The sequence below is a fragment of the Priestia sp. P1_B12_1 genome, assembly GCF_056406695.1.
The window spans coordinates 1-25,296 of record NZ_JBFTZR010000019.1 but is presented as its reverse complement, the minus strand read 5'-3'; the positions used below and the strand labels follow the sequence as shown (position 1 = coordinate 25,296).

Here is a 25,296-nt window from a genome sequence, read left to right as displayed (position 1 = left end):
TAGTAGGTAAAACTGCTTAGTTATTAACCCGCCATAAAATAGAATGTGTATGACAAGTACACCCTCTATTTTATGGCGGGTTTTTTGTGGTTTTTTTAGAAAAGGAGAATGTAAAATGGCAGAAATCATCCGAGTGAAAATTAATGGACAGCAACATGAGGTAGAACAGGGAACTCGAATTCTTGACTATCTTTTGAAACAGGGAGTAGATCATCCACATATCTGTTATTCAGAGGTTTTGGGTCCTATTCAAACTTGTGATACCTGTATGTGTGAAATTGACGGAAAAATTATGAGAGCTTGTTCCACAGAGTTTGAGGAAGGGATGGATATTTTGACTTCCTCAGAACTGGCCAAGAATGCGCAAACTGAAGCAATGGACCGTATCTTAGAGAACCACTTACTTTATTGTACGGTTTGTGATAACAATAACGGAAACTGTCGTGTTCATAACACAGCCGAGTTGTTGGAAATTGAACATCAAACTCGTCCATACCGAGAAAAAGGATACGAAGTGGATATGTCACATCCTTTTTACAGATATGATCCCGATCAATGTATCCTTTGCGGGCGCTGTGTCGAAGTTTGTCAGGATCTACAGGTGAATGAAACTTTATCAATTGATTGGGAACGTGAAATGCCACGTGTAATGTGGGATGATGGCAAGTCTATCAATGAGTCTTCTTGTGTATCTTGTGGACAGTGTGCAACTGTTTGTCCATGTAACGCATTAATGGAAAAATCAATGCTGGGCGAAGCTGGACTTATGACAGCGATTCCGAAGGATTTATTAGATCCTATGGTTGATCTCATTAAAGAAGTTGAACCAGATTATAAAACAATTTTTGCTTTATCAGAAGTGGAAGCAGCTGCGCGTGAGAAACGTACCAAAAAAACAAAAACAGTTTGTACGTTCTGTGGTGTAGGATGTTCATTTGAAGTATGGACAAAAGGACGTGAAATATTAAAAGTTGAACCAACTGAAGATAGTCCCGTAAATAGTGTTTCAACCTGTGTCAAAGGAAAGTTCGGATGGGACTTTGTAAATAGTGAACAACGTCTTACAACGCCTTTAATACGAAAAGGAGATGCATTTGTCCCTGCCACTTGGACCGAAGCCTTAACATTAATTGCAGAAAAAATGGGCAATCTTAAACAAGCCTACGGAGGAAATGCACTAGGTTTTGTAAGCTCCTCTAAAACAACAAACGAAGACGCATATCTTATGCAAAAGTTAGCGCGTCAAGTATTCGAATCAAACAACATTGACAACTGTTCAAGATATTGTCAGTCTCCTGCTACAGATGGATTACTTTCTACAGTTGGATATGGGGGCGATTCCGGTACTATTAAAGACATTGCTAGTGCAGGTCTTGTCATCATTATTGGTGCAAATCCAACTGAAGGCCACCCAGTATTAGCCACTAGGGTAAAACGTGCCAAAAAATTGCACGGACAAAAATTAATCGTTTCTGATCTTCGAAAACATGAAATGGCTGAGCGTTCTGATTTGTTTTTACATCCAAAACAGGGAACGGATTATGTATGGATAACAGCTATTACCAAATACATCATTGATCAAGGCTGGCATGACGAAAAATTTATTAAAAAACATGTAAATCAATATAGTGAGTATCTTAAACTTCTTGAAAAATACACACTTGAATATGCAGAAGAGGTAACGGGCCTTTCAAAAGAATATCTTATTAAAACAGCTGAAATGATTTATAAGGCAGATGGCACATGTGTTTTATGGGGAATGGGCGTCACTCAAAATGTTTCAGGATCCCATACATCAGCAGCTATCGCTAACCTTTTATTAGTAACAGGCAACTTTGGCCGTCCTGGTGCAGGGGCATATCCTCTTCGTGGTCATAACAATGTGCAAGGATCTTGTGACATGGGTACCCTTCCACAATGGCTACCAGGAAATCAACGTCTATCAGATGATAAAGCGCGAGAAAAGTTTGAACAGGCATATGGAGTGAAAATTTCACAAAATCCCGGGTTAACAAACATTGAAATGTTAGAGGCAGTAGAGAAAGGTACATTAAAAGCCATGTATCTAATGGGAGAAGATATGGCTTGGGTAGATTCAAATTCCAATCATGTACATGAAACGCTTAGCAAGTTAGAATTCTTTGTTGTTCAGGATATCTTCTTAACCAAAACAGCTCAATTTGCAGATGTTGTCTTACCTGCAGCTCCATCACTTGAGAAAGATGGCACATTTACAAATACAGAGAGACGTATTCAACGTCTGAACCGTGTACTTGATCCATTAGGTGAATCGAAACCGGATTGGTGGATTATTCAACAAGTTGCCAAATATATGGGCATCAATTGGAACTATGAACATCCAAGAGAAATTATGGGTGAGGTTGCAAGCTTGTCTCCAATCTTTGAAGGTGTATCGTATGAACGACTTGAAGGGTGGAAAAGTTTAATGTGGCCAGTACAAAAAGATGGTACAGATGAGCCTCTGCTTTATACGAAACGTTTCAATTTTCCAGATGGAAAGGCTCGTTTTTCTCTCGTAGAGTACATTCCACCTATTGAATTTGCTCATGAATTTGACCTTACATTGAATAATGGAAGACTTTTAGAACATTTCCATGAAGGAAATATGACTAATAAATCTAAAGGCATTCAGTATAAATTACCCGAAGTATTTGTAGAGGTTTCACCGGAACTTGCAAAGGAACGCGGTATAAAGGACGGTTCGTTAGTACGTCTTGTTTCACCATATGGTGCTATTAAGCTTCGTTCAGTAGTAACGGATCGAGTACAAGGAAAAGAGTTGTATGTGCCAATGCACTCAGTGAGCCATGAAAATGCTATCAATCTATTAACCGGAAGTGTCGGTGATGTTCGCACACAAACACCAGCCTATAAACAGACAAAAGTGAAAATGGAATTAATAAGTGCAAAGGGCAGCATACCACTTCCTTTGTACAATCCTCGTTATGCAAAACGAAATCCACAGCTAGGTGTACAGGTAGAACGTAAATGGGCGCGTAAGGATTATGAACCGATTGCAAATGTCAATACGTCAGGAGCTAACAAGTGATGGAAATATTGAAAGAAGCTTTAGATATAAACGTTTTAACTGAAGAAGAGCGTAAACAATCGCTTACAGGGATTGTCCAACAATTATCTCAAGATGCAGATGTTATTAAAGAAACTATTCTACTTCTTCAAAAGCTCTATGATACGGGTATTCTTGGAGCTCTCGCAGATTTAAATGCATCAGGAGGTAACAAATAATGGCAAAACCTATAACTAAAATAGAAGAACCAATATTGACTGAAAAAGAAAAAAAAGATCAAGCACTTGAGAAAGTCTTACAAGATTTATCTCAAAATACCGATGGAATCAAAGAAACCATTAAGCTAATCCAAGAACTCCATGAAAGTGGAATTCTTGGAGCCATCACTAATCTTGTTGAAGCAAAAGAAAGTGTGGCTAAAATTGCAGTAGGACAAATGTTGCGTCCTCCTGTAACAAATGCTCTTAACAATGCCATGGCTGCAGCAGGAGTGTTAACAGAATTAGATCCAGAAATCACACAAAAATTAGTGGGCGGCTTATCAAAAGGGCTTCAAAAAGCAGAAGAAGGATTTCGAGCAAACAAAAAAGTTAGTGTTTTTGATTTAATGAAACTAACAAGAGATCCTGATGTGAATCGTGTTATAAGATTTTCCATTGACTTATTAAAAGGAGTAGGAGAAGGCCTTAAAAATTAACTTAAATGAATAACTATAAAACTTCTTCCAGCTCTCTAAGACCTTACTAGTAGTGACGGAAATCTTACAATTATTTGGTATGATTTTCAGAGGTCAAGTACAAAATAATAGTAAAATGATTAATTTGGTATTTGATTCAGCAGTAGCTAGAAGTTTATTTATCTTAATACGGTTAATTTATCCGAAGAAATCTTTGAATTTTAAGGAAGAAACTCTCTCATGGATACTCATAGATTTCCTGACTTAGGAAGCTGTGAGTATGTTCTTTAATAACTATATTTTTCCTTATCGGTGTTAGGTTGGTAACTAACTCATGATTCAGGATTTATGCCATGATGTTAACCAGTAGCAGGAATCTTACATTGCTCTTTGCCATTGGACATTTTTTATATATCAAGGGGACATAACAAGTAACCAACTTTTTTAGAAAGAACTTAATTGAGATAAAAAGGGATTTAAAAAATGGAGGAGACAGATGGGGCGCGGATATGAAAAGTGGTTGGTGAAAATTTATCAACTCGTGTTGAATGTAGCATTAATTGTTCTTAGTATCATTCTTACTTATTTTCTTTTTAGAGAACTATCTTATATTTTTAAAGATATTTCTTTAGGAATTAAAAATGTTCATGAAATTTTCAGTAAAGTTTTAGTTTTCTTCTTATATTTTGGATTTATTTCAATGATTTCAACCTATTTTAAAGAGAAACATCATTTTCCATTAAGATATCTTTTGTATATTGGAATCACAGCTACAATCCGATTTATTATTGTAAATAATGGAGATTCAATTCAAAATTTTTGGCTATCTATCGTCATTTTAATGCTTGTAATAAGCTATTTAATCTTACCTCCACCAGAAACAAAAAATAAAAGAGCAAGCTAGGTGAAGCGAAATGAAAAAAAATATAGAGCACCAATTTAATATGTTAGTTCGTGAAATTCGTAAAGATTATGTAGGAAATGGACCAAAGGAAATTCACACACGTTTTATAGACAATTGGGTAATTAGTGAAATGAAAGGGAATATCACTAATGTAGAACATTTCATGATTAACTCAAAAGAAGGACAACGTATGGTTCATGAGGCACGAACTAAATTAGTAAAACAAATCTATAAAGATCCTGCGGTTTTGGAAAGAATTGAGAAGTTAATGAATGCTCAAATTGTAAGCATCTTTACAGATATTGATCTAGACGTTGATGTAGCTATGACAATTTATGTGTTTGATAAGCCAATTCAATTTTAGATATAGAGAGGTTAAATCTTTTAAATATTTTAATACTGTATTGACTAGCTGAACCAATAAAACAACCTATGAATAGCCTTTGATAGATGTATATCTCCAAATAGTCTGTTAAAAGGTCTAAGAATCGAAGATTATCTATGTATAAAGTCTTTAACCACATAGAGGTGTGTAATATATATAATTAAGGGAGGCGATGTAATGGATATCAAAAAAATGATAGAGATAACAGAGATAACGAAAATTGATACAGAACAACTTGTCTCAAAAGTTAATGACAATTTTATAAATCTTTATAAAGAAAAAAATCTTAAAAGTTATCTTGAAACGTTAAATAATATGCTAGAGCTAGCTGTTCATCTTAAACTTGACTTTGTTTTAAAGTATTTTGGTACAGTGCCTATGGTTGCTGCAGATGAAAGAATTCAATTTCAGGAAATATTTAAATGCTTAGGCACGAGAAAAAGTAATAAAGATTGGTTTTTAAATTTATTTGCTTTATTGTTAGGAGCAGCTTTTGTTTTTGGATTTGATATGCCTCAGATTGAAAAAAATTTCTTTGAAAAGAAAAGTAGTTAACGTTGTTCTTTTCAAAATTAGAGGTGAAGGTACATCTCTAGAAAGGATAGTATGATGAAATCAATTGATCTTATCGTTACAGAGTTAAAGAAAAAGGGAGTCAAAGCTCAGAAAATTAATAAGAGAAATTTGAGTATAGAATTTTACTCTTCTTATGAGAAAAACCTCAATTTAAAAATCAGTCTATTTAATTCTAATATACAGTATTTAATCGTTAAATAATTCATTAACTTTTTATAACATAGGTGAATATAATGACAATAACAAACAAAAGCTTAATTCAATGTATTCTAGAAGGAAAAGAAAAGTCTACCTCACTACAAAAAGAGCTTTTGATTACCTACTCTGAACAAATTAAATCAATCAACCCAATTGGCGCTTTTGAAGCTGCTAAGATGCAAAGTAATGGAAGGCGGTTTTTCTGGTCCAATGCATCAAGAGATTTAATCTTAGTTGGATTTGATAAATGTTTTGAACTTGAAAATCAATTCTCACATCACTTTGAAATTCATGATAAAAAATGGGATTCATTATTGGATGATAGAATGACTTTCCCTCAGAATAGAGACGATTTAGTTGGTCCTATGTTGTTAGGAGGATTCTGTTTTGACCCACTCAAGCCCAAAACAAATCTTTGGAGGGAATTTCCTTCTTCACGCCTTACTTTACCAAAATTTATGGTCATAAAAAGAAAAGATACGACTTGGTTCACATTTAATATGTTAGTTTCTAAAGATACTGATGAAGAGGTAGTAGTGGATAACTATATGAGTATAAAAGAACAAATACTTAAGGAGTCTCTAAAGTCTATAGATGATACCTCTTTTTTAAACGTTGAGTATGAAGAAATTGATTCTCATAAGTGGATGGAGACAGTAGATCATGCAGCTCACAGAGTTCGTTTGAGAGAAATAGATAAAGTCGTTTTAGCTCGTAGTCTAAAGATTAATGTGAAAGGTAACGAGGTGTTTTCTGCTTCGTCAATCTTAAATAATTTGTATATACAACAATCCTCTACTTATCTTTTTGCTATAGAATATGAAAATGACTGTTTTATTGGTGCATCACCTGAAAGGTTAATCGAAAGTCGAGAAGATGTATTTGTTAGCGAAGCTTTAGCTGGGACCACTAAACGCAGTTTAAATAAAATAGAAGATATTAGATTGGGTAATGAATTATTAAAAGATGAAAAAAATTTGTACGAACATAAAGTCGTTGTCGATATGATAAAGAAAGTGATGGAAGAAACTTGTTATAAGGTGAAAATGCCAAAAGAGCCTATGCTTTACAAGAATCAACATATACAACACCTCTATACACCTATGAAGGGATACAAGCGTGCGGGAATATCACTTTTAACAATGATAAGGATGCTACATCCTACGCCTGCTATGAATGGATACCCTCCCCAAAAGGCTCTTCGTTTTATTCGAGAAAAAGAAAGTTTAGATCGTGGTTGGTATGCTTCACCTATTGGTTGGATAAGCCCTTATGGTAAGGGAGAATTCGTAGTAGGCATTCGCTGTGGACTCATTAAGGATAATGAGATATTTCTTTTTTCCGGATGTGGCGTTGTAGGTGATTCGGAGTCGGAACTTGAATATGAAGAAACAAAAACAAAATTCTTACCAATGATCTCGGCAATTTTTAATAATAAGCTGTAGAAAGAACTACATATAATCTTTCCTTGGTGTTAAATAATATAAATATTTTTACATTATAAGGTTTTATTGAGAGCGTAATATATCTAATCTAAGGGTCTTCTCTTAAAAATAAAAAATAGGTATACACTCTAATATACTGAGTAAACTACTTAAGAAGGCGTAAGTTCTCTATACTGAATGTTTATTTACAGAACAAAAAAAACTATCTTTGAGTTCATGAAGGTAGTTTTTTTGTTTTGTATCATATTTAAGCTTAATCCTGCATCTTCTTGTACTTTATTGGTTATCTTCATTTCATAATCAGCAATTATGAAATGAAGATAACCAATAAAGGCGATTTTATATTCTGATTAAGGAAGTAATTTTATATTCGGTTTATTAACATGTTATTCTCAAAATAAAGCTGTTCTTATCAGAATGTCTGGGACAGAAAGCCATCGTAATCCTATGTCGAAAAGCTTCTTCAGCAATTTCAAAATTACAGCCTTTCATTCACAAAACATAAAAATATATCCAACCTAAAGGTAAAAGAACTTGTGGTAGAACACATTCATTCTTATAATCAAACGCGAATTTAACAAAATGTAAACAACCTGTCCCAATTTAATATCAGAGACAGGTTGCCTAAATACTTTGGTTCATGTTTCATTTTAAGGATGCTAATGAAATGCTTATGGTTATCTTTAATATGGCTTCTTTTTACTGTACGCTTTATTATCTTTCATAAATAGGCGCCAGAAATAAAAGAACCCAGGAAATAAAATCGCAAAGCCCACAATATACACAATAAATAAAGCATGGAACGCATCGGGATGCGTAAAGCCATTCTCAATCGTTACGTTTGGATAGACAATGTAGGGTAGATGGCTTCGTCCGTACACGTAACTGGCTAGGAAATATTGAAGGACAATGGATACCACGGCTAAACGAGGCATTCCTTTTCCTTTTGTAGAAGGCAACAACAGGGCAATTCCTGCTACTACAAATAAACCTACCGATACGTACAGTAACGGCTTAAACTGCATCATCTTATCATATAACCAGCTTGCTTCTGATTTCATCGTCATCATAATAAAGATAGCCATTAGGAGTGAAAGTGGCCCTGTAATAAGTGCGTCACGGCGATAAATCCAATAAGCTTCCATTTCATCAGATGACTTTGAGTAATCTGCTAATAGAAGTGAGGACAAAAACAGCGACGAAGTGACCGCAAATCCAATAAATGAGTAAACATGGGGACTTGAAAACACTCTGACCAAATTTAATTGCTGCGTGCCATTAATCATATCAATAAATTCACCTTGACTTACGGGCAGTACAGCAATTAAAAAAGCAGGGATTAATACGCCAGATATACCCGATATATAAACCAATGCTCTCCGGTATTTAAAACTGCTGGCATAGTGCGAAAACACTAAAAATCCACTTCGAATAGATAAAAGGAGTAAAATGATACTCCCGGGTACTAGTAGCACTGTTCCAAGCGTAAATGTCGCTCGGGGAAAAAAGCTAAACAGCGCAACAACAATCGCAACAATAAATACATTGGTTACTTCCCAAGTAGGTGATAAATACCTGTTAGCTACATCTGTCGCATTTGTTTTTTTGCGATTAATATAAACCATCGACCAAAATCCAGCTCCAAAGTCCATCGTTCCCATGACGGCATAGATAAAAATGAAGCCCCATATTACAGTGATTGATAACAATGAATCAGCCATATTCTCACATCCTTTTTAATCTGCTTGTGCAGCAAGCTCTTTAGAAACTGGGTGACGTCTGAAATAAAATACCAGTACAAGGGCTACCGCAGCCACAAGTATGATATACACCAGCAAGAATAAGAAAAATAAAATATGCAAATGAGCAGAAGTGGTAACGGCTTCTGATGTGCGCATAATGCGGTAAATGACCCAAGGCTGTCTTCCTGTACATGCGAAAATCCAGCCGAATTCAACACCCATGATCGCGAGAGGACCCGTTGCAACAAATGCCCACATGAAAATTTTCGGGAAGCTTTTTTTCTTTAGAAATTTGTACCAAACAAGCCCAACTAGTGCAACTAAAATTAAGAGTGATCCAATCATTACCATGCCGTTGAACAAGGTATGCACAAAAAGGGGTGGCCAATAATCTCTAGGAAAGTCATTGAGTCCGGTAATCACAGTATTAAAGTTATTACCGGACAAGAAGCTAAGCAACCATGGAAACTCAATTCCATACTTGACTCGCTGTTCTTTTTCATCCGTAAATCCGCCTAAAGCTAATGGCGCATGATCTTGGGTTTCAAATAAACCTTCAGCTGCTGCAAGTTTTTCGGGTTGGTATTCATATACCCTTTGCATGGATTCATGCCCATTCAAAGCCGTGACAAAAGAAAAGATTCCTCCAACAATTAATCCCATCATCAATGCTTTATGATGAAATTTATATTCTCTGGCATTATGTTTTCGCGCACGGAGCATTTTAAAAGCAGCCACTGAAGCGATGACAAAGCCACCGGTTGTATAGGCAGAAACAGCTACGTGACCTGCCGTTACAAAGAAACTCGGATTAAAGAAAGCTGCCCAAGGATCTACACTTACAACTTCTCCATCTACAATACGGAATCCAGCAGGCGTTCCTTCGAATGCGTGCACGTTTGTAATTAAAACGGCAGAAGCAAGAGCTCCTAGTGCTACTAAAATTAAACTGATAACTCGCATTTTTCGAGAGATACGGTCCGCTGCGTATACATAAATAGAGAGAAAAAGTGCTTCAATAAAGAAAGCATAAATTTCAATCTGAAAAGGAAGAGCCATGACTTTCCCTACAATGTCCATAAATCCTGGCCAGAGAAGTGCTAATTGCACACCAGCAATTGTTCCTGTAGGAATGGCGACTCCAAGGAGGACAGCAGCTCCTTTTGTCCAGCGATGTGCCATGAGCTCATAATCTTTATCGTTTGTTTTGTAGTAAATTAGTTCAGCCAATAAAATCATAAGAGGAATGCCCACGCCAAGTGTGGCAAAAATAATATGTACCCCCATATTTAGACCAAACATTGCACGTGCAGTAACTAAATGATCCATTCATTTTTCAACCTTTCCAGTAACCTATTGATAAACCTTATTGTCCACTTTTACCCCAGGTTTATACATCAGAACTGGTAAAATATATATTTTAAATGGTAATCATTATAATCATACTGAACTAATATTTTAAAAAACAAAAAGAGAAGGACTTATAAGAGTAATCTCACTGCATCAATTACATTTATAGCTGTAGACTGTCTTACTGAACCAGCGTTAACAAAAGTACTCTACCCTTTTACTATCAAGTTTATTAAGTAAGGTGTCTCTTTCAAAATGTCTCGATGGTATGTTAATAAGATTCCACCTGCACCTCTAGAAGTTAATAAAGTATCAATGTATTTAGTTTACTTTGATGTAAAAAATGTCAAGTGATGCAAAAAAATAATACTAATTTACAAATGAATATATAGCACAAAYACAGACAAGATAATCCATTAATATTCAGTGGATCATCTTGTCTGTAAAAATTCTTCCTTTAATATTTAATTTTTTCATGCAGCAAAATTTTTATAGCTTTAACATCTTGAAGCGTTAAATATTCTGTAAGAAAATCGAGAGGAAGGTTATTTTCTAATCCAGATTCTAGCCAACTTTGAAAACTTTTTTCTTTCATATTTACTTTTTCAGCATTGATAAAATACTCTCTTCCATCAGTTAGTTTGAAAACATATATCATGGACTACACCTCCTCTATATTTAATACTAGCCTATATAATGAATTACCTGTTTTTCAAACAAAAAATAATTTACTCTTATTAAACTTTAATCATTAAGGTTAGTCTGAATTCACCAAAAAATAAAAGATAAAGCTCCTTTATTTTCTGAAAACAAAGAAAACACTTGCTAAAACAGAAATATACAATTGTTCAAGCAATTAAAATACAGTTGAGTCAACGAAGAATTTTATTACTTTAATTACATTATAAAAGGCACTTGGTATGTGCAAGTACCTTTTCTACTTTGAATTAGTCCAACACACATTTATAAACACCTATTATCAAAATATATTGGAGAAAGTTCTACTATACATAATTAAAATGTTTTTGTGTAAAACTTTCCATATAAGATGATCTCTTTATAATCGCACAACTATTTGAAAGTAAGACGAAAATCCGGAAATTGCAACTCACATTATTTGAATAATGATTGCTATCTAACAGGAGAACTGAAAGTTAGTTTATCGATAATCATTTTTAGACTATGCTCTGCCTAAAAATCCAGAGGGCTACTACATCTTTTAAGACTATGGAAAACATCACTTTATATCAAAGAGGGATAAATTAATGAGGAAGATAACAGAGATAATTAAATTGAAATTTTCCAATCAGGACGATTTTTTTATTCAAGAAGAGCTAATTGGCAAGGATAAAGTTTACCTTATAGGATTTAGTACACTCATTGATGTGCCAAAATCTAAGCTATATATTCAACAAATGGCCTCGCCATCAGCTTCAATCAAAGATTTATTGACAAACCTTAGTGACCAGCTTGATGTTGGTATAGATCAACTAATAAAGGCTATATTACAAGGGAGCTTAGTGCTTGTGTCAAAGGATGAAAAACAGAATGCCATAGTAGATCCTGTGACTCAAAACTTAAGAAGTAGTATTGGAGAGCCTAAAAATGAAAGTCCTATTCAATCTTCTATGGATGCATTTGGACAAGATAGCAATACCAACATTGGCATGATTCGAAAAGGATTAAATACGGAACATCTTTGTAACTGTTCTTATGAAATAGGCAGTTGGGACAAAAGAAAACTATCTATGCTTTATGTTGAAGGAAAAGTTTCTAATGAGCTTATTAAAAAGGTTAATAAACAAATAAAACAGATTGATTACGATATCAACAATGTTGATGATCTTGATAAACAATTTGGCCAACGTAAATTAAGTCCTATTAGTAATTTCTTTGCTACTGAAATTCCAGCTCAAGCTATAAGTTCCTTAAAGGAAAACAGAGTAGTATTTTTCTTAAATAACTTTCCCTTTGCTCTTGTATATCCAAATCTCATTGTAGATATGTTTAACAGTGAAAATGATCACAACTTTCCTTCTATATTGGCATGTATGCTTCGTATTTTTCGAGTAATAGGTGCTTTAGCTACGGTCATACTTCCTGCTTTGTACGTTGCATTAGTATCCATTAATCCCGAAATATTTAGAACAGACCTTGCTTTATTTGTAGCTAAAAGCAGAGAGGGTATTCCTTTACCAGCTTTTCTTGAAACTATCCTAATGGTTGTTATAGTTGATTTAATATTAGAAGCTATAGTACGACTTCCTAAAAGTGTAGGCCCATCTGTTACTATGGTGGGAGGGATTATATTAGGCCAGGCCATGGTTGAAGCAAAATTAGTTAGTAATTTATTAGTAATAGTCATTACTGCAGTGGTAATTGCAAGTTCTACAGTCATTGGGATGCAGAATTCATTATACATTCGTTTGCTAAAATACCCCATTTTAATTTTGGCATCACTCTTCGGAATCCTAGGTGTATGTATTGGTTTTAGTTTCACAATAATATACTTGGCGAGCTTAACATCTGATGGTATTCCTTATCTGACATTCAGTATGAAAAAGAAAGGAGACGCTACATGACCAAGCGAATACAAATTAGTATTGTTTTCATTGTTATGCATTTAAGCTTTGGATATATCGTTTATCCCAATCTCCTATATACCGTAACAAAAACAGCTCATTGGGAATTAATTATATGTCAAGGAATCTTACAGTTAATTTTAATCCTTTGTTATACGAAGGGTTTAAACTATTTTCCGCAAGATAATGTTATTGATATTTATCTGAAAATGGGGAGAGGGATCGCAGTTATCTTTCTTATTCCCTTTGTAATTAACTTAACATTCCTAGTCGCTTATAATATTCGATTACATACAGAGGTAATTGTCTCAATATTTCTACCTCGAACCCCATATTGGTCCATATTACTACTATTATTTTTCCTTTCAGTGTATACAGCTATAAAAGGTTTAGGAACCATCTTACGTGCTACAATTTTCATCTCTATAATCGCTATTCCATTAGTGATGTTTAATGTTTTATCGTCTGTGGTTAATTTCGATTTACATAATATTACACAGGCTGTTGAACCGTCCCCTTATCACTTGTTAAATGTTAAGTATATATACATATTAGGATTTTCTTTCTTTTTATTTTTAGGTTTTTTTTCTGTTGATATGAAATGGAGGTTGCGCCATCTTAGTTTATTATGTGTTTTGGTTGTACTCTCTTATCTGTCTATTGTGTATGTCCCACTTTTTATCTTTGGCCAAGAAACAGTGCTTACACTTGAAAATCCTTTTCTAGAGGCTATGGACTCAGTGAATATTAGCTGGTTTGTATTTAATCGACAAACTATGTTGTTTGGTATATCTTTAATTGGATTAGTTACACTATCTAACTCTGTAATACTTTGGGTGATAGGCACAATTATGAGAAAAGTAATAAATTATCAAAAAGCGAAAAGTTCTACTTGGATTATAACTTTTTCTATTATGGCATTTATCTTAGCATTGTTAGTTCCAGACCAATCTACTGTTGAAAAATATTTTTTATGGAGTATAGGTGTTCAAACCTGTTTTATAATCATTATTCCATTTACCATTCTTATCTATGGTTTCTTATTAAAAGGCAAAAAAGGGAGATTAGAGCATGAGAAATAATAAAACTTACAAATTATTATTTGTATTTATAACGATAATCTTTCTCTGTGGTTGCTGGGATATTAAAGATATTAATAAACGCTCTCTCCCTTTAGTCATGGGTATTTCTATAAATGATAACCAAAAATATGAATTAACATTACAAACTCCAGTTCCAAAAGATTATGAACAAGTATCAACCATTGTCACGGAGGAAGGGGAAAGTATAGCAAGTGCCCTTAGTAAAATTCGTACTAATTCCGAAAATGCAGTTGATTTATCACAAATACAATTGATTATCATTCAAGATAAATTGGCTCAGAACTCGTTGAGATTAAAAGAGCTTACCAAATTGTTAGTCGGTTCAGAAGAAATTCCATCAAGAGCCCTAGTAGCTTTGACAGATGATAATATTCAAAAGGTTTTATCAAACATCAATGATAAATTAGGTGTCAATGCCACTGCTTTATATGATTATTTTAATAAGGGATTTGGATGGGCACCAGAAATTTTTAGTATTCCTATTTGGGAATTGTATAAAAGTCCATTTTTATATACAAAAGATATTGCTGTTCCAGTTATTCAGTCTGGAAAAGATACCGTATTAGATTTTAAAGGCGCTGAAATCTTAAGTAAAGGGCAACCTGTTGCAAGGATACGCCCTGAAGAAAGCCAATTCATTAAAGTATTTCAAAACAAGGATGAAAAAGGTAAAATAGAGAGTTTAAATTATGCTACAATTATTGTTACAAACAGTTCCGTTCGAAATAAAACAAAGATGGAAAATAATATACCTGTAGTGTCAAGTGATTTAAACTTTACAATACATATCTTAGAAAAAAAAGAAGACACAACAACAGACGAAATAAAAGAAGAGTTTGAAAAGATTACTGAAAAGCGTTTTTACAGTATGCTCAAAAAATCAAAAAAAAATCATTCAGATATTTTTGGATTTGGACAACAATTCCAGGATTTACTTTCTTATGATCAACTAAAGAATTGGCGATACGAATATTATCCTAAATTAAAAGTAAATTTCAAGGTTCACGTTCGTATAGATTAATTACTTAACAAAGTTAAATAAACACATAGAAAAAAAGTTATGGGCTAATGAAAAGATTACTGGTTCTTGAAAAGAGGATTGGCCGTTTAAAGTTTTTTCTTCTAAAGGATAGGATGTATTACAAGAAAGAATAGGTCTGCCAACAGCCAATCTTCCTTGTATGCTTAAAGTATAAATTTTTTAAAAAAAGTTACATATCTATGGATATTAAAAATGAATATCTCCTTCTATTTTGAGTAAACTAATTTAGATGTATTGATCCGCATCGACTATTAGCTCCCTATAAAAATAAAAAAATCCCTTTTAAAAGGGATTTTTTTATTTCATAATGATTTTGGTGCAAAAACATTATTTGTGACGAGTTTCCTCTATTATACATTAAGTTATATCTAACAGTGGCATATTCAATCCTATAATATTTGCATCACTAACTTTTGTGATAGTATTCTACTTCCATGAAATTTCTTCTTTATTACGACCAAAATGAGCTAACAAATGTCTGTAAAGGATATCTCCTTTACAAATCATTTTTTTCAACAGTTGATACTGTTCCTGATTGAATTTCTTATATCGATTAAAGTTAACGACCCTCAATTTGCATAAGAAAAAACCTTTTTCATTTTTTAAAAGGGCTCTTTTTAAGTTATTTTTGATAATTCCTATTATGTTAACTAAAGTTATATATCATGTACATCTTAAAATAATCTAGATTGAAAAAAACGACGTTTTAAAGCGATTCTCTGATGTGAATATTACCTATAGACTTTCAAGACTCGTATAGGATTGCATAAATTTAGGTATATTAAGTCTAGTATTCAGTCCTGATACATATTATAAACTTCTTAAAGGGTGGATGATGTAACATGCTTGATTCTAAAACAATTAAGATCGTTCAATCAACAGTACCGGTTTTGAAAGAGCATAGTAAACAAATAGGTAAAAGGTTTTATGAGTTATTATTTGAAAAGGCACCAGATTTGTATAATATGTTTAATCAAACGAATCAAAAAAGAGGAATCCAACAAGAGGCATTAGGATATGCCGTTTATGCTGCAGGAGAACATATTACAAACTTAGAAGCCATCAAACCTGTCATTGAAAGGATTTCACAAAAGCATCGCGCTATAGGAGTAAAAGCAGAGCAATATCCGGTTGTAGGGGAAACCTTACTTCAAGCAGTAAAGGATGTTTTGGGAGATGCAGCTTCAGACGATATTATTGAAGCGTGGGGAAAAGCGTACGGATATATCGCCAATGCTTTTATTGAGCTAGAAGAAGCTCTCTACAAAGAAACGGAGAGCCAACCTGGAGGTTGGGAGGGATATCGAAGCTTTTATATAGATAAGAAGGTAGAAGAAAGTGATACTGTGACATCTTTTTATTTAAAAGCTAAAGATGACAAACCAATTGCCTCTTATAAAGCAGGACAATACCTTACATTAGCAGCAGCCGTTCCTGGGGAAGAATATACTCATGTTCGTCATTATAGCCTTTCTGAAGCTCCTGGAAAGGATTGTTATCGGATCAGTGTGAAACGAGAAGATGCACATGATGGGGCTCCAGCCGGGATTGTCTCAACCTATTTACATGAACAAGTTCAAACAGGATATACACTTAAGTTCTCAGCTCCGGCTGGAGATTTCGTGCTTGATCATAGTGAACAGCCTGTTGTACTCATTAGTGGAGGAATAGGCATTACCCCTTTGCTTAGTATGCTCAATACCATTGTAGAAAAGCAGCCCACACGTCAGGTTACATTTATTCATGCAACTATTAATGGAAAAACACATGCCTTTAAAGACCATGTGGCTCAATTAGATAGCAGCAATGAAAATGTCACCTCCTTCATTTGTTATAGTTCTCCTAATGAAGAGGATCAACTTGGTGATGATTTTGATAAAGAGGGCTACGTTAATTTAGAATTGTTGCAATCGATTGTTCCCTCAAAAGAAGCTGTTTTTTACTTCTGTGGATCTATTCCTTTTATGGAAGCCATTTTGAAAGCATTGCATAGATGGGATGTACCAAACGAACAGATTCATTATGAGGTGTTTAGCCCTGTAGCCATTTTAGAAGAAAAGGAAATTTAATATAGAATTTGTTTTATTATAGACTGTAGTATATTTCCCAAAGGGACTAGCATACGTATAGAGGGTGCACTTTCATACACCTTTCTTTCGATTACCCATGAAGAGAAAACTGTGTTATATCAAGGATGTATAAAAAGTTGTATACTCCAGCAAAAGAGTCCTTGGCGGACCCGTTTGCAACAAGGGCTCTTTTTATGTGTTTCAGAAGCGTGTTTATGTAACCTAACATTTTATATCATCTACAACATAAAAAAGAAAAACCACTGGGCCTATTCAGTGGTTCTTCTTTTGCAGTTATTCCACCAATATTCAACCAAATGATTGAAGCCTTTTGGCGTCTTAAATAGTTTACTCAATCGACTGTTTATTATTCGTTTTATACCTTTTAAATTAAAAGAAAGAAACAGATTCAAAATTTGTTGCAAAAAAAGCTACTGTGCCTCAACAGTAGCTTTTTTGGAGAATAAAACAGTTTGCTAATGGTTGGTGATGTAAGGGTACTAAGCAAAAGAATTCTTATTTTAAAAAAGACATCGTTAATATGTCGCTCCTTTGTATATAATATACTTTGAACAAAAGAGTTACCTTTATATATAAGATAACTCTTTTAATGTTTTTATAAAGAAACCTGTATATTTTCTCTTACATGGAACAAACTAATTTACACATTGAGCGAATTTTAAGATCATTACTTTTGCTACGAAAGAGCTACTGTGAACTGTACACAGTAGTTTTTTCTTTTCTTATAATTTGCTTTACTTACATAGTAGTAATAATTAGTTCAAATTAAAAAGTTTCTTTCTCTTCATATGCTCCAACAAACATATAAAATACACAAGGGAATGTAAAGTATTTCAAAAAATCCCTCGCTAAACTTGACATTATTATCAGGAGGATTAAATACGGAGGTAGCTAGCCAATGGGATTTTTAACTTTAATGCTTGTTTTAATTGTATTATGGGGCTTAGCTTTTGACTTTATCAATGGATTTCATGACACAGCCAATACAATTGCTACATCGGTTACTACTCGGGCCTTATCTCCAAAGCTTGCTATTCTTTTAGCAACTTTAATGAACTTCGTAGGTGCTTTGCTTTTTTCCGGAGTAGCTCAAACCATTACAAAAGATATTGTTAATCCTTTTTCATTGCAAGATGGATCAATAGTTATTTTAAGTGCTTTAATATCAGTAATTATATGGAATCTTATCACATAGTATTTCGGTATTCCTAGTAGTTCCTCTCATGCACTTGTGGGCTCTATTTCTGGGGCTGCTATTGTAGCAGACGGATTTCATACACTAAATTACAAAGGGTTTTTAAAAATTCCACTTTCTCTAAAACAACAGAAGAATGCGCTTATTTCAGTTTTTTACAGCAGCACTCCAATCGTTTGCGCATGGAACAAATGATGCTCAAAAAACTATGGGTATCATTACAATGGCATTAATTACGGCAGGATATCAACCCTCAATGAATATTCCATTTTGAGTTCGAATTAGTGTCGCAATTGCCATAGGAATGGGAACGACAATCGGCGGTTGGAAAATTATTAAAACGATTGGAGGGAAAATAACCAGGTTAAACCCAGCAAATGGCGCAGCAACTGATTTATCTTCTGCTCTAATTATATTCGGATTCACAGCATTAAAATTGCCTATAAGTACTACACATGTGGTATCTTCATCTATTATAGGAGTCGGTTCCGCACATCGAATGAAAGATGTAAAATGGGGCGTAGCGAAGCGCATTGTAATTACATGGGTTATTACTTTACCTCTTACAGTATTACTATCGGGTGTTCTTTTTAAAGTGTTTTTCTTATTAACTAAATAAATTACAACGGATTGATAGTATATAGGTTTAAACTAATAAAATAGAATAAACATCTCTAACAGATTAAAAAACGTATGAAGTAATTAGATACTTAACAAAATAAACCCGAGTCATAAGAAAATGAAATGGTTTTAAGGGGGACTTCATATTATTAAAAGAAAAATTCAACACATCCAACGTTATCGAGATATTGTAACCGCATTTTCCCGTAATGGATTTGGCTTTATTGCTAAGGAATTAGGACTTCTTGAGCTGTTTTCCTTGCCTAAACGGTTATTTGCCGAAGGTCATCAGAAAATCCACACCAAAACGACGGGTGAACGGATTCGATTGTTCTTGGAGGAATTAGGACCAACTTTTGTAAAAATGGGCCAGATTGCCAGTACACGACCTGATTTAATTCCTAAGGATATCATTTGTGAGCTTGAAAAACTTCAAGATCATGTGTCATCTTTTTCATTTTATGATGTTAAAAGAATTATCGAACAAGAATTGGATGCTACGATAGATGATGTATTTGAAAGATTTCATGAAGATCCCTTGGCAGCAGCTTCTATTGGTCAAGTCCATTATGCAGTTCTGAATTCAGGTGAGCGAGTAGCTGTCAAAATCCAACGGCCTAATATTAGAAATATTATTAAAACGGATTTAGAAATCCTTCAAGAGTTATCCATATTAGCAGAGCATCGATTAGAATGGGCAGCTAGATACAAGATAAGTGAGGTTGTTGAAGAATTTTCCAAAGATCTCCGAGCTGAATTAGAATATACCATTGAGGGACGAAATGCAGAAAAGGTTGCTAAACAGTTTGAAAACGATCCGAAAATTTATATCCCTAAGGTATATTGGGATTATTCAACCTCAAAAGTTCTAACTATGGAATATGTTGAAGGCACAAAATTGAATGAAGAGGAAAAGATTAATGATAAAGGATACAGCCGTAAGATAGTAGCTGAACGAGTTGTTCAAGCTATCTTTCATCAAATTTTAAGAGAAGGTTTTTTTCATGGAGACCCTCACCCTGGTAATATCCTAGTCTTACCCGAAGAAATTGTCGTTTTTATGGATTTTGGTATGGTTGGACGTCTTACACCAGAGATGAAAGACCATTTTGCTTCTTTAACCATTGCTATGATGCATCAAAGTACAGACGGCGTGATAAAAGCGATTACTCGAATGGGATTGGTACCCGATGATGTCAATATGCAGAAACTAAGATACGATTTGGATCAGCTAAGGGGGAATTATTATGATGTCCCTTTAAGTCAGGTTAGTCTTGGTCAAGCTGTCAACGATCTGTTTTTTGTCGCATATCAACATCAAATTCGTATCCCAACCAATCTAATATTATTGGGAAAAACTCTTCTTACCGTAGAAGGAGTGGCTCAAAAATTAGATCCGGAACTTAGTATCATCAAAGTAGCTGAACCTTTTGGGCGTCAGTTATTAAAAGAACGTTATCATCCCAAAAAGGTAATAGAAAATATCTCTAAACATTTAGTTGAATATGGAGAGATTCTTACCGAATTACCGAAGAATGTTCAAGAAGTAACCTCGGTCATGAAAAAAGGGAAAATACATATGGAAATCACAATTCCTGAACTTGATTTATTTTTAAAGAAATTAGATCGTATCAGTAATCGATTATCTTTTAGTATTGTTTTACTTTCCTTTAGCATTATCATGGTAGGTCTTATCATTGGTTCTGCGTTGAGTAGACAATCCATGCTTCTTTGGAACATACCGGCTATTGAAATTGGATTTGGAGTAGCCATATTGATGTTTCTTTGGCTGTTACATTCTATATTCAAGTCGGGAAGGTTCTGATCTTTAGAAATAAAACAATTGCTGGCAATACCATGCCAACAATTGTTTATTAAGTTTTATCAAATACTTAATCTAACATTAGACAGTGGAGCTAGTATAGTTTCACGGATATCATTTAGTTAAGTGCTTACAATTATAGGGGGGAATCTTGTGAACATAAGAGCTTTTAGATTAGCCAAAAAAGAGTATAAACAAGAAACGTAGCTTAATGATATGCTAGCACTTAGTTTAACAAATAATTCAATTGTTTCACCCATGTGTGTATAAGAATAAAAATACAACACATCCTAGTAATGGTTAACCACTCCAAAAGTTGACCGAATCTTTTCTCCTTTTGTTTCATATAAATACCTTTTGTAAAAACGTGCAAAGAGCATCCTTGTATCCGGCAGGGTGCTTTTTGTTGTCAAGAAATAGAGAATCTAAAAATACCTTTTCAAGTGTATAATTGAAAATTTTGTTGAAGTGCAGAGTTTCGTTTTATTTCTGATGTGCCAAAGTTATCTTGAATAACCTCCGTTTTATGTTCATATCTCATGGTTATTTTAATTTGTGTATCGCTTGTCAATGCAGTTCATATTGATTTTGACTATTTCGTCTCATAGTGCTTGCTACCTTGAGGTGCTCTTTACCTTATGCGGACCATTCTATAAACTGTTCTCATATTCATTAATTTCTACTTCATTAATCTTATTAGGAGATTCACTTATTAAGAAAGGTGTCTCTTTAAAATGCATCCAGTAGATTATATATAGAATTAAAATGATAAACACGATACCCAAAAGTTTAAAAGACAACTTTCTTTTCTTTTTATTGTTAACTTCAGCCCGATTAAATTCCATTTTATCTCACTTTCTTTATACTTAATCATGTGGTTTCTCCCTATTTTTATTAAAACATGGATTAAGTATAAAGAAAAATATTGATTCATAGAATTGGGATTATGGCACGTAAGATTGTTTACGATATACAGCTTAAAAACAGAAAAACCTATCTCTTCCCAGTCAAAAGAGATAGGTTTTTTCTATATGGTTCGGTATTATTTTTAGTTTAGAAGATCTTTTGATTGCTATGGCTTCTTTTGTTTGTGCATCCACTAATCACTTAGATTTGTTTGTTCCTGTTATGGCCCTTATTGTCGGTGCTCATTTTTCCTCTAGCATCCCTGTTTCAACTGCCAATTTATTATATTACAGGGACACTTCTGTGCTTACTAGCAACGCTTGTCATGTTAACTTTTCCTGTAAAAACAATAATAAGCAATCATCAAATTATGGCATGGTGGGTATCTCTAGGTTTTGGCTCAGCTTTAATACTATGGGTAACTGGAGTAATAGTTTGTATTAGAGGATTTAGACTGCTCAGTATGACTCAGAATGCAGGTGACAATAGTAAGCTATCTACCCGATTATAATGTACTTTTCTCTACCGATGATTGATACTATGTATCGATCTTTATAAAGTAGAGTGAACGTTTTATTAAGTAGGCTTCTTTAAATGTATTATTTGTGATAATGTATATTATCACAAATAAAGAAATGCTTTTTTTATGAAGACGAGCATATATATAGAAGGTGCACTTCTATACACCTTTCTTTCAAACACCTACGAAGAGAAAACTGTGTTATATCAAGGATGTATAAAAAATTGCATACTCCGGAAAAAGAGTCCTTGGCGGAACCGTTTCTGCAACAAGGTCTCTTTTTTGGTATGTTTCAGAATCATGTTTATATAAACTAACATTTTATATCATCTACAATATAAAAAAGAAAAAAACTCAGGCCTATTCAATTTTTTTCTTTTGCAGTTATTCCACCAATATTCAACCAAGTGATTGAAGCCTTTTCGCGTCTTAAATTGTTTACTCAAACGACTATTTATTATTCGTTTTATACCTTTTAAAGTAAGGAAAAGAAACAGATTCAAAATTTGTTACGAAAAAAGCTACTGTGCCTCAACAGTAGCTTTTTTTGGAGAATAAAACAGTTTGCAAATGCTAGGTCGTAAGCATTCTAGTCTAGTTTGTTCATAGTAAGAAAAAATATACATTGTTAAACACAAAAAACCTCTTCTTGAGGTAAGAAAGAAGAGGTTTTTGTTCGTTATGCACATCAGACACTTATAACAAGCCGACAGATTAAGTATATCACTAGGTTTTTAAAATAAAAAGAAATTTCCGAAAATAAAATCTAATCAACTGAAATATATAATTAATGAAAAAAAGGTCGTTGCTACGTAGCAACGACCTTTTTTTAAACTCAATTTAATGATTAGGTTGATGTACAGCATAACATGACATGTAAGCATTTAACAACCTTAAATATTTGTATAGATGATTTAATCAATCTAATCTAAGAATTACATATAGTTGCTTTAGTGGAAAGTGGACTTGTCAATTAGTGAAGATGGTACGATAAACTGGACACTAAATTAAGAGAAAAAGGTGATTCAGTTTATGGGTAGAAAAGTTTATGATCGTCAATTTAAAATGGCTGCCGTTCAGTTAGTGCTGGAAGAGAACCTATTTGTAAAAGAGGTTGCGAAAGAGTTATCCATTCATGCAAATACGCTATATCGTTGGGTAAGTGAATATGAAGAATATGGGGAAAGTGCGTTTCCAGGCCTTGGAAGCGCACTTTATAATTCCCAGTATGAAATAAAAAAGCTCAAGCGTGAGAATGAAGAACTTAGAAAAGAGCTTGATTTATTAAAAAAGTTCCGGGTCTTCTTGAAGAAAAAGAATGTGTAAGATTTCAATTCTTAAAAGAAAATAAATACAACTATAACATCAAGAAGGCTTGTAAAACATTAAACATCTCACGATCAGATTACTATGAATATTTACAGAGAAAACCTTCTAAAAGAGCTTTAGAGAATGAAGGGTTACGTGCAGAAAGGAGATATTTAAGGAACATAAAGGCTGATATGGATCCTTAAGAATTACAAAGGTTCTTGAGAAGAAGGGAATCAAGGTAAATCGAAAAAGAGTAGGAAAACTGATGCGTCAAATGAACCTGTATGCGAAGGGAAGTCGGTATCGCTATAAACGTTATAATAAAAAATCACCTTCTATAGAAAGACCCAACCTCCTAAATCAAGTTTTTCACACAGACGGACGAAATAAAATATAGGTCGGTGACATTACCTATATCCCTACTCAAAAGGGCACTTTATACCTTGCGGTATTTGTGGATATKTACTCGAGAAAAGTGAGTGGCTGGTCTATGAGTACACGGATGAAAGATTCTCTTGTGATAGACGCTTTTTTACAAGGATATAAGAAAGAACATCCTCCAACAGGATTAATTATCCATACAGACCAGGGATCCCAATATACAGGTAGTAATTTTCAAGCCATACTGAAAAAGTATGGTGCTGTTTCAAGTGTCAGCAGAAAAGGAAATCCCTATGATAATGCGTTAATGGAATCTTTTTATAAGACCATAAAAAGAGAGCTCATTCATGATGCCAAATTTACGACACCAGAACAAGCTTGAAAAGAAGTATTTAAATATATAGAGCTCTATTACAATACCAAAAGAATGCATTCTTCTCTGCATTATCTTTCCCCTAGTGAATACGAAAAAGCTTATTCATCATAGTAGCCTAACTTAGTGTCCAGTAAATATTGACAAGTCCACTAATGAGTAATAATTTTATCTTAAGTAAGTTACGTAAAAGAGTGGTGATGTGTCAGTGAGATTAGAAGGAATGATTCTACTTACAGTTGCAATTTTATCAATTCTGTTAGGAATTTATCTATGGAGGAAAGGAAACTCAAAAGAACCATTTTGGAGGGCTTTATTTGATGTAATAGGAAATATATTAGTATGGGACCTGCCAGTTTTTTTGACTTTCCGCGCTTGGTCTGTGTTTTTATGGCTGGTTGGATTTGGCATACTTATAATATTTATATGGGCAACAATTAGTAATTGGTTTTAGTACAATTATAATCCTCGCTTGTTCAACTAATTGGTGTTTGGGTTGAGGAATGTCAATCAGAAAATATATATCCCAAATAAAACAAAAAAAGCTTTAGGAATCTATGGATTTCTAAAGCTTTTTTTGTGCCAATAACTTGAATTACGTTAAGTAAATATTGAAGTATTTCATAAAAATAATTAGTTTACCTATTTACTCTTGGTGACGACAAATAGATATTTTTTTGATCTTAATATATAGATCATATAGTTCTATAAAAAATAATATAAATTTAAAAGATATAATATCTTTTGTATAAAAATGATTATATTTTATTGATAAGAGTAATGGTTAACTCATTTTCTTAAAAATAGTTATATCATTTACCTATCTTGTAGAAAAAGAACTAATTTGTCGTCAGATAGTGTAAATATTGAAACTTTAATTTTATAAATAAGTTTGTATATTTACTCAATTTTATAAAATGCATTATTCATTTACTTTCAGTGAAGGTTACGTTGTTCAAAACTTATCAAATATAATCCATTCTGGAATTTATATTTGATAACTATCTCTTTAATAATTTCTTATG

At 33.6% G+C, this 25,296-nt stretch carries 15 protein-coding genes and 2 pseudogenes; 14 read left to right on the top strand and 3 right to left on the bottom strand.

Translation table 11 applies throughout. From position 1 onward, the window contains the following. Window positions 1-115 precede the first annotated feature (115 nt). The 7 genes from fdhF to AC1D0Y_RS26865 all read left to right on the top strand — a co-directional run bounded on the left by fdhF (window position 116) and on the right by AC1D0Y_RS26865 (window position 7,233). Window positions 116-3,070, top strand: a complete 2,955-nt coding sequence (gene fdhF / locus AC1D0Y_RS26895) for a formate dehydrogenase subunit alpha (RefSeq protein ID WP_477708157.1) — start codon at window positions 116-118, stop codon at window positions 3,068-3,070. Then, window positions 3,070-3,267: a hypothetical protein gene (locus AC1D0Y_RS26890; RefSeq protein WP_216141283.1), complete on the top strand. Its 198-nt coding sequence runs from the start codon at window positions 3,070-3,072 to the stop codon at window positions 3,265-3,267. The genes fdhF and AC1D0Y_RS26890 overlap by 1 nt, the downstream gene beginning before the upstream one ends. Continuing rightward, window positions 3,267-3,746, top strand: a complete 480-nt coding sequence (locus AC1D0Y_RS26885; protein ID WP_477708156.1) for a helical membrane plugin domain-containing protein — start codon at window positions 3,267-3,269, stop codon at window positions 3,744-3,746. Before AC1D0Y_RS26890 ends, AC1D0Y_RS26885 begins: the two co-directional genes overlap by 1 nt. Before the next feature lie 475 nt (window positions 3,747-4,221). Further along, window positions 4,222-4,629 (top strand): phosphate-starvation-inducible protein PsiE, encoded by a 408-nt coding sequence (locus tag AC1D0Y_RS26880; protein WP_477708155.1) that lies wholly within the window; start codon window positions 4,222-4,224, stop codon window positions 4,627-4,629. A gap of 10 nt (window positions 4,630-4,639) precedes the next feature. After that, entirely contained in the window at window positions 4,640-4,993 is a 354-nt protein-coding gene (locus AC1D0Y_RS26875; RefSeq protein ID WP_216141286.1) for a Na-translocating system protein MpsC family protein, read from the top strand. 198 nt (window positions 4,994-5,191) lie between these two features. After that, window positions 5,192-5,569 carry a hypothetical protein gene (locus tag AC1D0Y_RS26870; protein WP_216141287.1) on the top strand — a complete coding sequence of 126 codons (378 nt, stop codon included), beginning with the start codon at window positions 5,192-5,194 and terminating at the stop codon, window positions 5,567-5,569. Between the two features lie 254 nt (window positions 5,570-5,823). Then, entirely contained in the window at window positions 5,824-7,233 is a 1,410-nt protein-coding gene (locus AC1D0Y_RS26865) for an isochorismate synthase (protein ID WP_477708154.1), read from the top strand. A gap of 683 nt (window positions 7,234-7,916) precedes the next feature. Here the strand turns inward: AC1D0Y_RS26865 and AC1D0Y_RS26860 are convergent. The 3 genes from AC1D0Y_RS26860 to AC1D0Y_RS26850 all read right to left on the bottom strand — a co-directional run bounded on the left by AC1D0Y_RS26860 (window position 7,917) and on the right by AC1D0Y_RS26850 (window position 10,983). Then, window positions 7,917-8,954 carry a cytochrome d ubiquinol oxidase subunit II gene (locus tag AC1D0Y_RS26860; RefSeq protein ID WP_477708153.1) on the bottom strand — a complete coding sequence of 346 codons (1,038 nt, stop codon included), beginning with the start codon at window positions 8,952-8,954 and terminating at the stop codon, window positions 7,917-7,919. Window positions 8,955-8,969: 15 nt separating this feature from the next. After that, entirely contained in the window at window positions 8,970-10,304 is a 1,335-nt protein-coding gene (locus AC1D0Y_RS26855; protein ID WP_305279232.1) for a cytochrome ubiquinol oxidase subunit I, read from the bottom strand. A gap of 478 nt (window positions 10,305-10,782) precedes the next feature. Continuing rightward, window positions 10,783-10,983, bottom strand: coding sequence for a hypothetical protein (locus tag AC1D0Y_RS26850; protein WP_477708152.1), 201 nt, complete (start codon window positions 10,981-10,983; stop codon window positions 10,783-10,785). A gap of 607 nt (window positions 10,984-11,590) precedes the next feature. On the opposite strand from AC1D0Y_RS26850, the gene AC1D0Y_RS26845 reads away from it, so the two are divergent. From AC1D0Y_RS26845 to AC1D0Y_RS26815, 7 genes and pseudogenes are all read left to right on the top strand, one after another. Further along, window positions 11,591-12,907 carry a spore germination protein gene (locus AC1D0Y_RS26845; protein ID WP_477708151.1) on the top strand — a complete coding sequence of 439 codons (1,317 nt, stop codon included), beginning with the start codon at window positions 11,591-11,593 and terminating at the stop codon, window positions 12,905-12,907. Further along, a complete protein-coding gene (locus tag AC1D0Y_RS26840; protein WP_477708150.1) occupies window positions 12,904-13,989 on the top strand; it encodes a GerAB/ArcD/ProY family transporter in 1,086 nt (361 codons plus the stop codon). Before AC1D0Y_RS26845 ends, AC1D0Y_RS26840 begins: the two co-directional genes overlap by 4 nt. Next, window positions 13,979-15,031 (top strand): Ger(x)C family spore germination protein, encoded by a 1,053-nt coding sequence (locus tag AC1D0Y_RS26835; protein WP_477708149.1) that lies wholly within the window; start codon window positions 13,979-13,981, stop codon window positions 15,029-15,031. The genes AC1D0Y_RS26840 and AC1D0Y_RS26835 overlap by 11 nt, the downstream gene beginning before the upstream one ends. An 863-nt stretch (window positions 15,032-15,894) precedes the next feature. Beyond that, window positions 15,895-17,121, top strand: a complete 1,227-nt coding sequence (hmpA, locus tag AC1D0Y_RS26830) for an NO-inducible flavohemoprotein (protein ID WP_477708148.1) — start codon at window positions 15,895-15,897, stop codon at window positions 17,119-17,121. A 919-nt stretch (window positions 17,122-18,040) separates the two neighbouring features. Next, window positions 18,041-18,956, top strand: a pseudogene (locus tag AC1D0Y_RS26825) (inorganic phosphate transporter). A gap of 147 nt (window positions 18,957-19,103) precedes the next feature. Then, window positions 19,104-20,783 (top strand): ABC1 kinase family protein, encoded by a 1,680-nt coding sequence (locus tag AC1D0Y_RS26820; protein ID WP_477708168.1) that lies wholly within the window; start codon window positions 19,104-19,106, stop codon window positions 20,781-20,783. Between the two features lie 2,455 nt (window positions 20,784-23,238). Then, window positions 23,239-24,385, top strand: a pseudogene (locus AC1D0Y_RS26815) (IS3 family transposase). The last annotated feature ends 911 nt before the right edge of the window (window positions 24,386-25,296 follow it).

Bases quoted from the DNA above. Each gene is read 5' to 3' on its own strand.
- fdhF (WP_477708157.1), top strand. From the start codon at position 116: ATGGCAGAAATCATCCGAGTGAAAATTAATGGACAGCAACATGAGGTA.
- AC1D0Y_RS26890 (WP_216141283.1), top strand. From the start codon at position 3,070: ATGGAAATATTGAAAGAAGCTTTAGATATAAACGTTTTAACTGAAGAA.
- AC1D0Y_RS26885 (WP_477708156.1), top strand. From the start codon at position 3,267: ATGGCAAAACCTATAACTAAAATAGAAGAACCAATATTGACTGAAAAA.
- AC1D0Y_RS26880 (WP_477708155.1), top strand. From the start codon at position 4,222: ATGGGGCGCGGATATGAAAAGTGGTTGGTGAAAATTTATCAACTCGTG.
- AC1D0Y_RS26875 (WP_216141286.1), top strand. From the start codon at position 4,640: ATGAAAAAAAATATAGAGCACCAATTTAATATGTTAGTTCGTGAAATT.
- AC1D0Y_RS26870 (WP_216141287.1), top strand. From the start codon at position 5,192: ATGGATATCAAAAAAATGATAGAGATAACAGAGATAACGAAAATTGAT.
- AC1D0Y_RS26865 (WP_477708154.1), top strand. From the start codon at position 5,824: ATGACAATAACAAACAAAAGCTTAATTCAATGTATTCTAGAAGGAAAA.
- AC1D0Y_RS26860 (WP_477708153.1), bottom strand. From the start codon at position 8,954: ATGGCTGATTCATTGTTATCAATCACTGTAATATGGGGCTTCATTTTT.
- AC1D0Y_RS26855 (WP_305279232.1), bottom strand. From the start codon at position 10,304: ATGGATCATTTAGTTACTGCACGTGCAATGTTTGGTCTAAATATGGGG.
- AC1D0Y_RS26850 (WP_477708152.1), bottom strand. From the start codon at position 10,983: ATGATATATGTTTTCAAACTAACTGATGGAAGAGAGTATTTTATCAAT.
- AC1D0Y_RS26845 (WP_477708151.1), top strand. From the start codon at position 11,591: ATGAGGAAGATAACAGAGATAATTAAATTGAAATTTTCCAATCAGGAC.
- AC1D0Y_RS26840 (WP_477708150.1), top strand. From the start codon at position 12,904: ATGACCAAGCGAATACAAATTAGTATTGTTTTCATTGTTATGCATTTA.
- AC1D0Y_RS26835 (WP_477708149.1), top strand. From the start codon at position 13,979: ATGAGAAATAATAAAACTTACAAATTATTATTTGTATTTATAACGATA.
- hmpA (WP_477708148.1), top strand. From the start codon at position 15,895: ATGCTTGATTCTAAAACAATTAAGATCGTTCAATCAACAGTACCGGTT.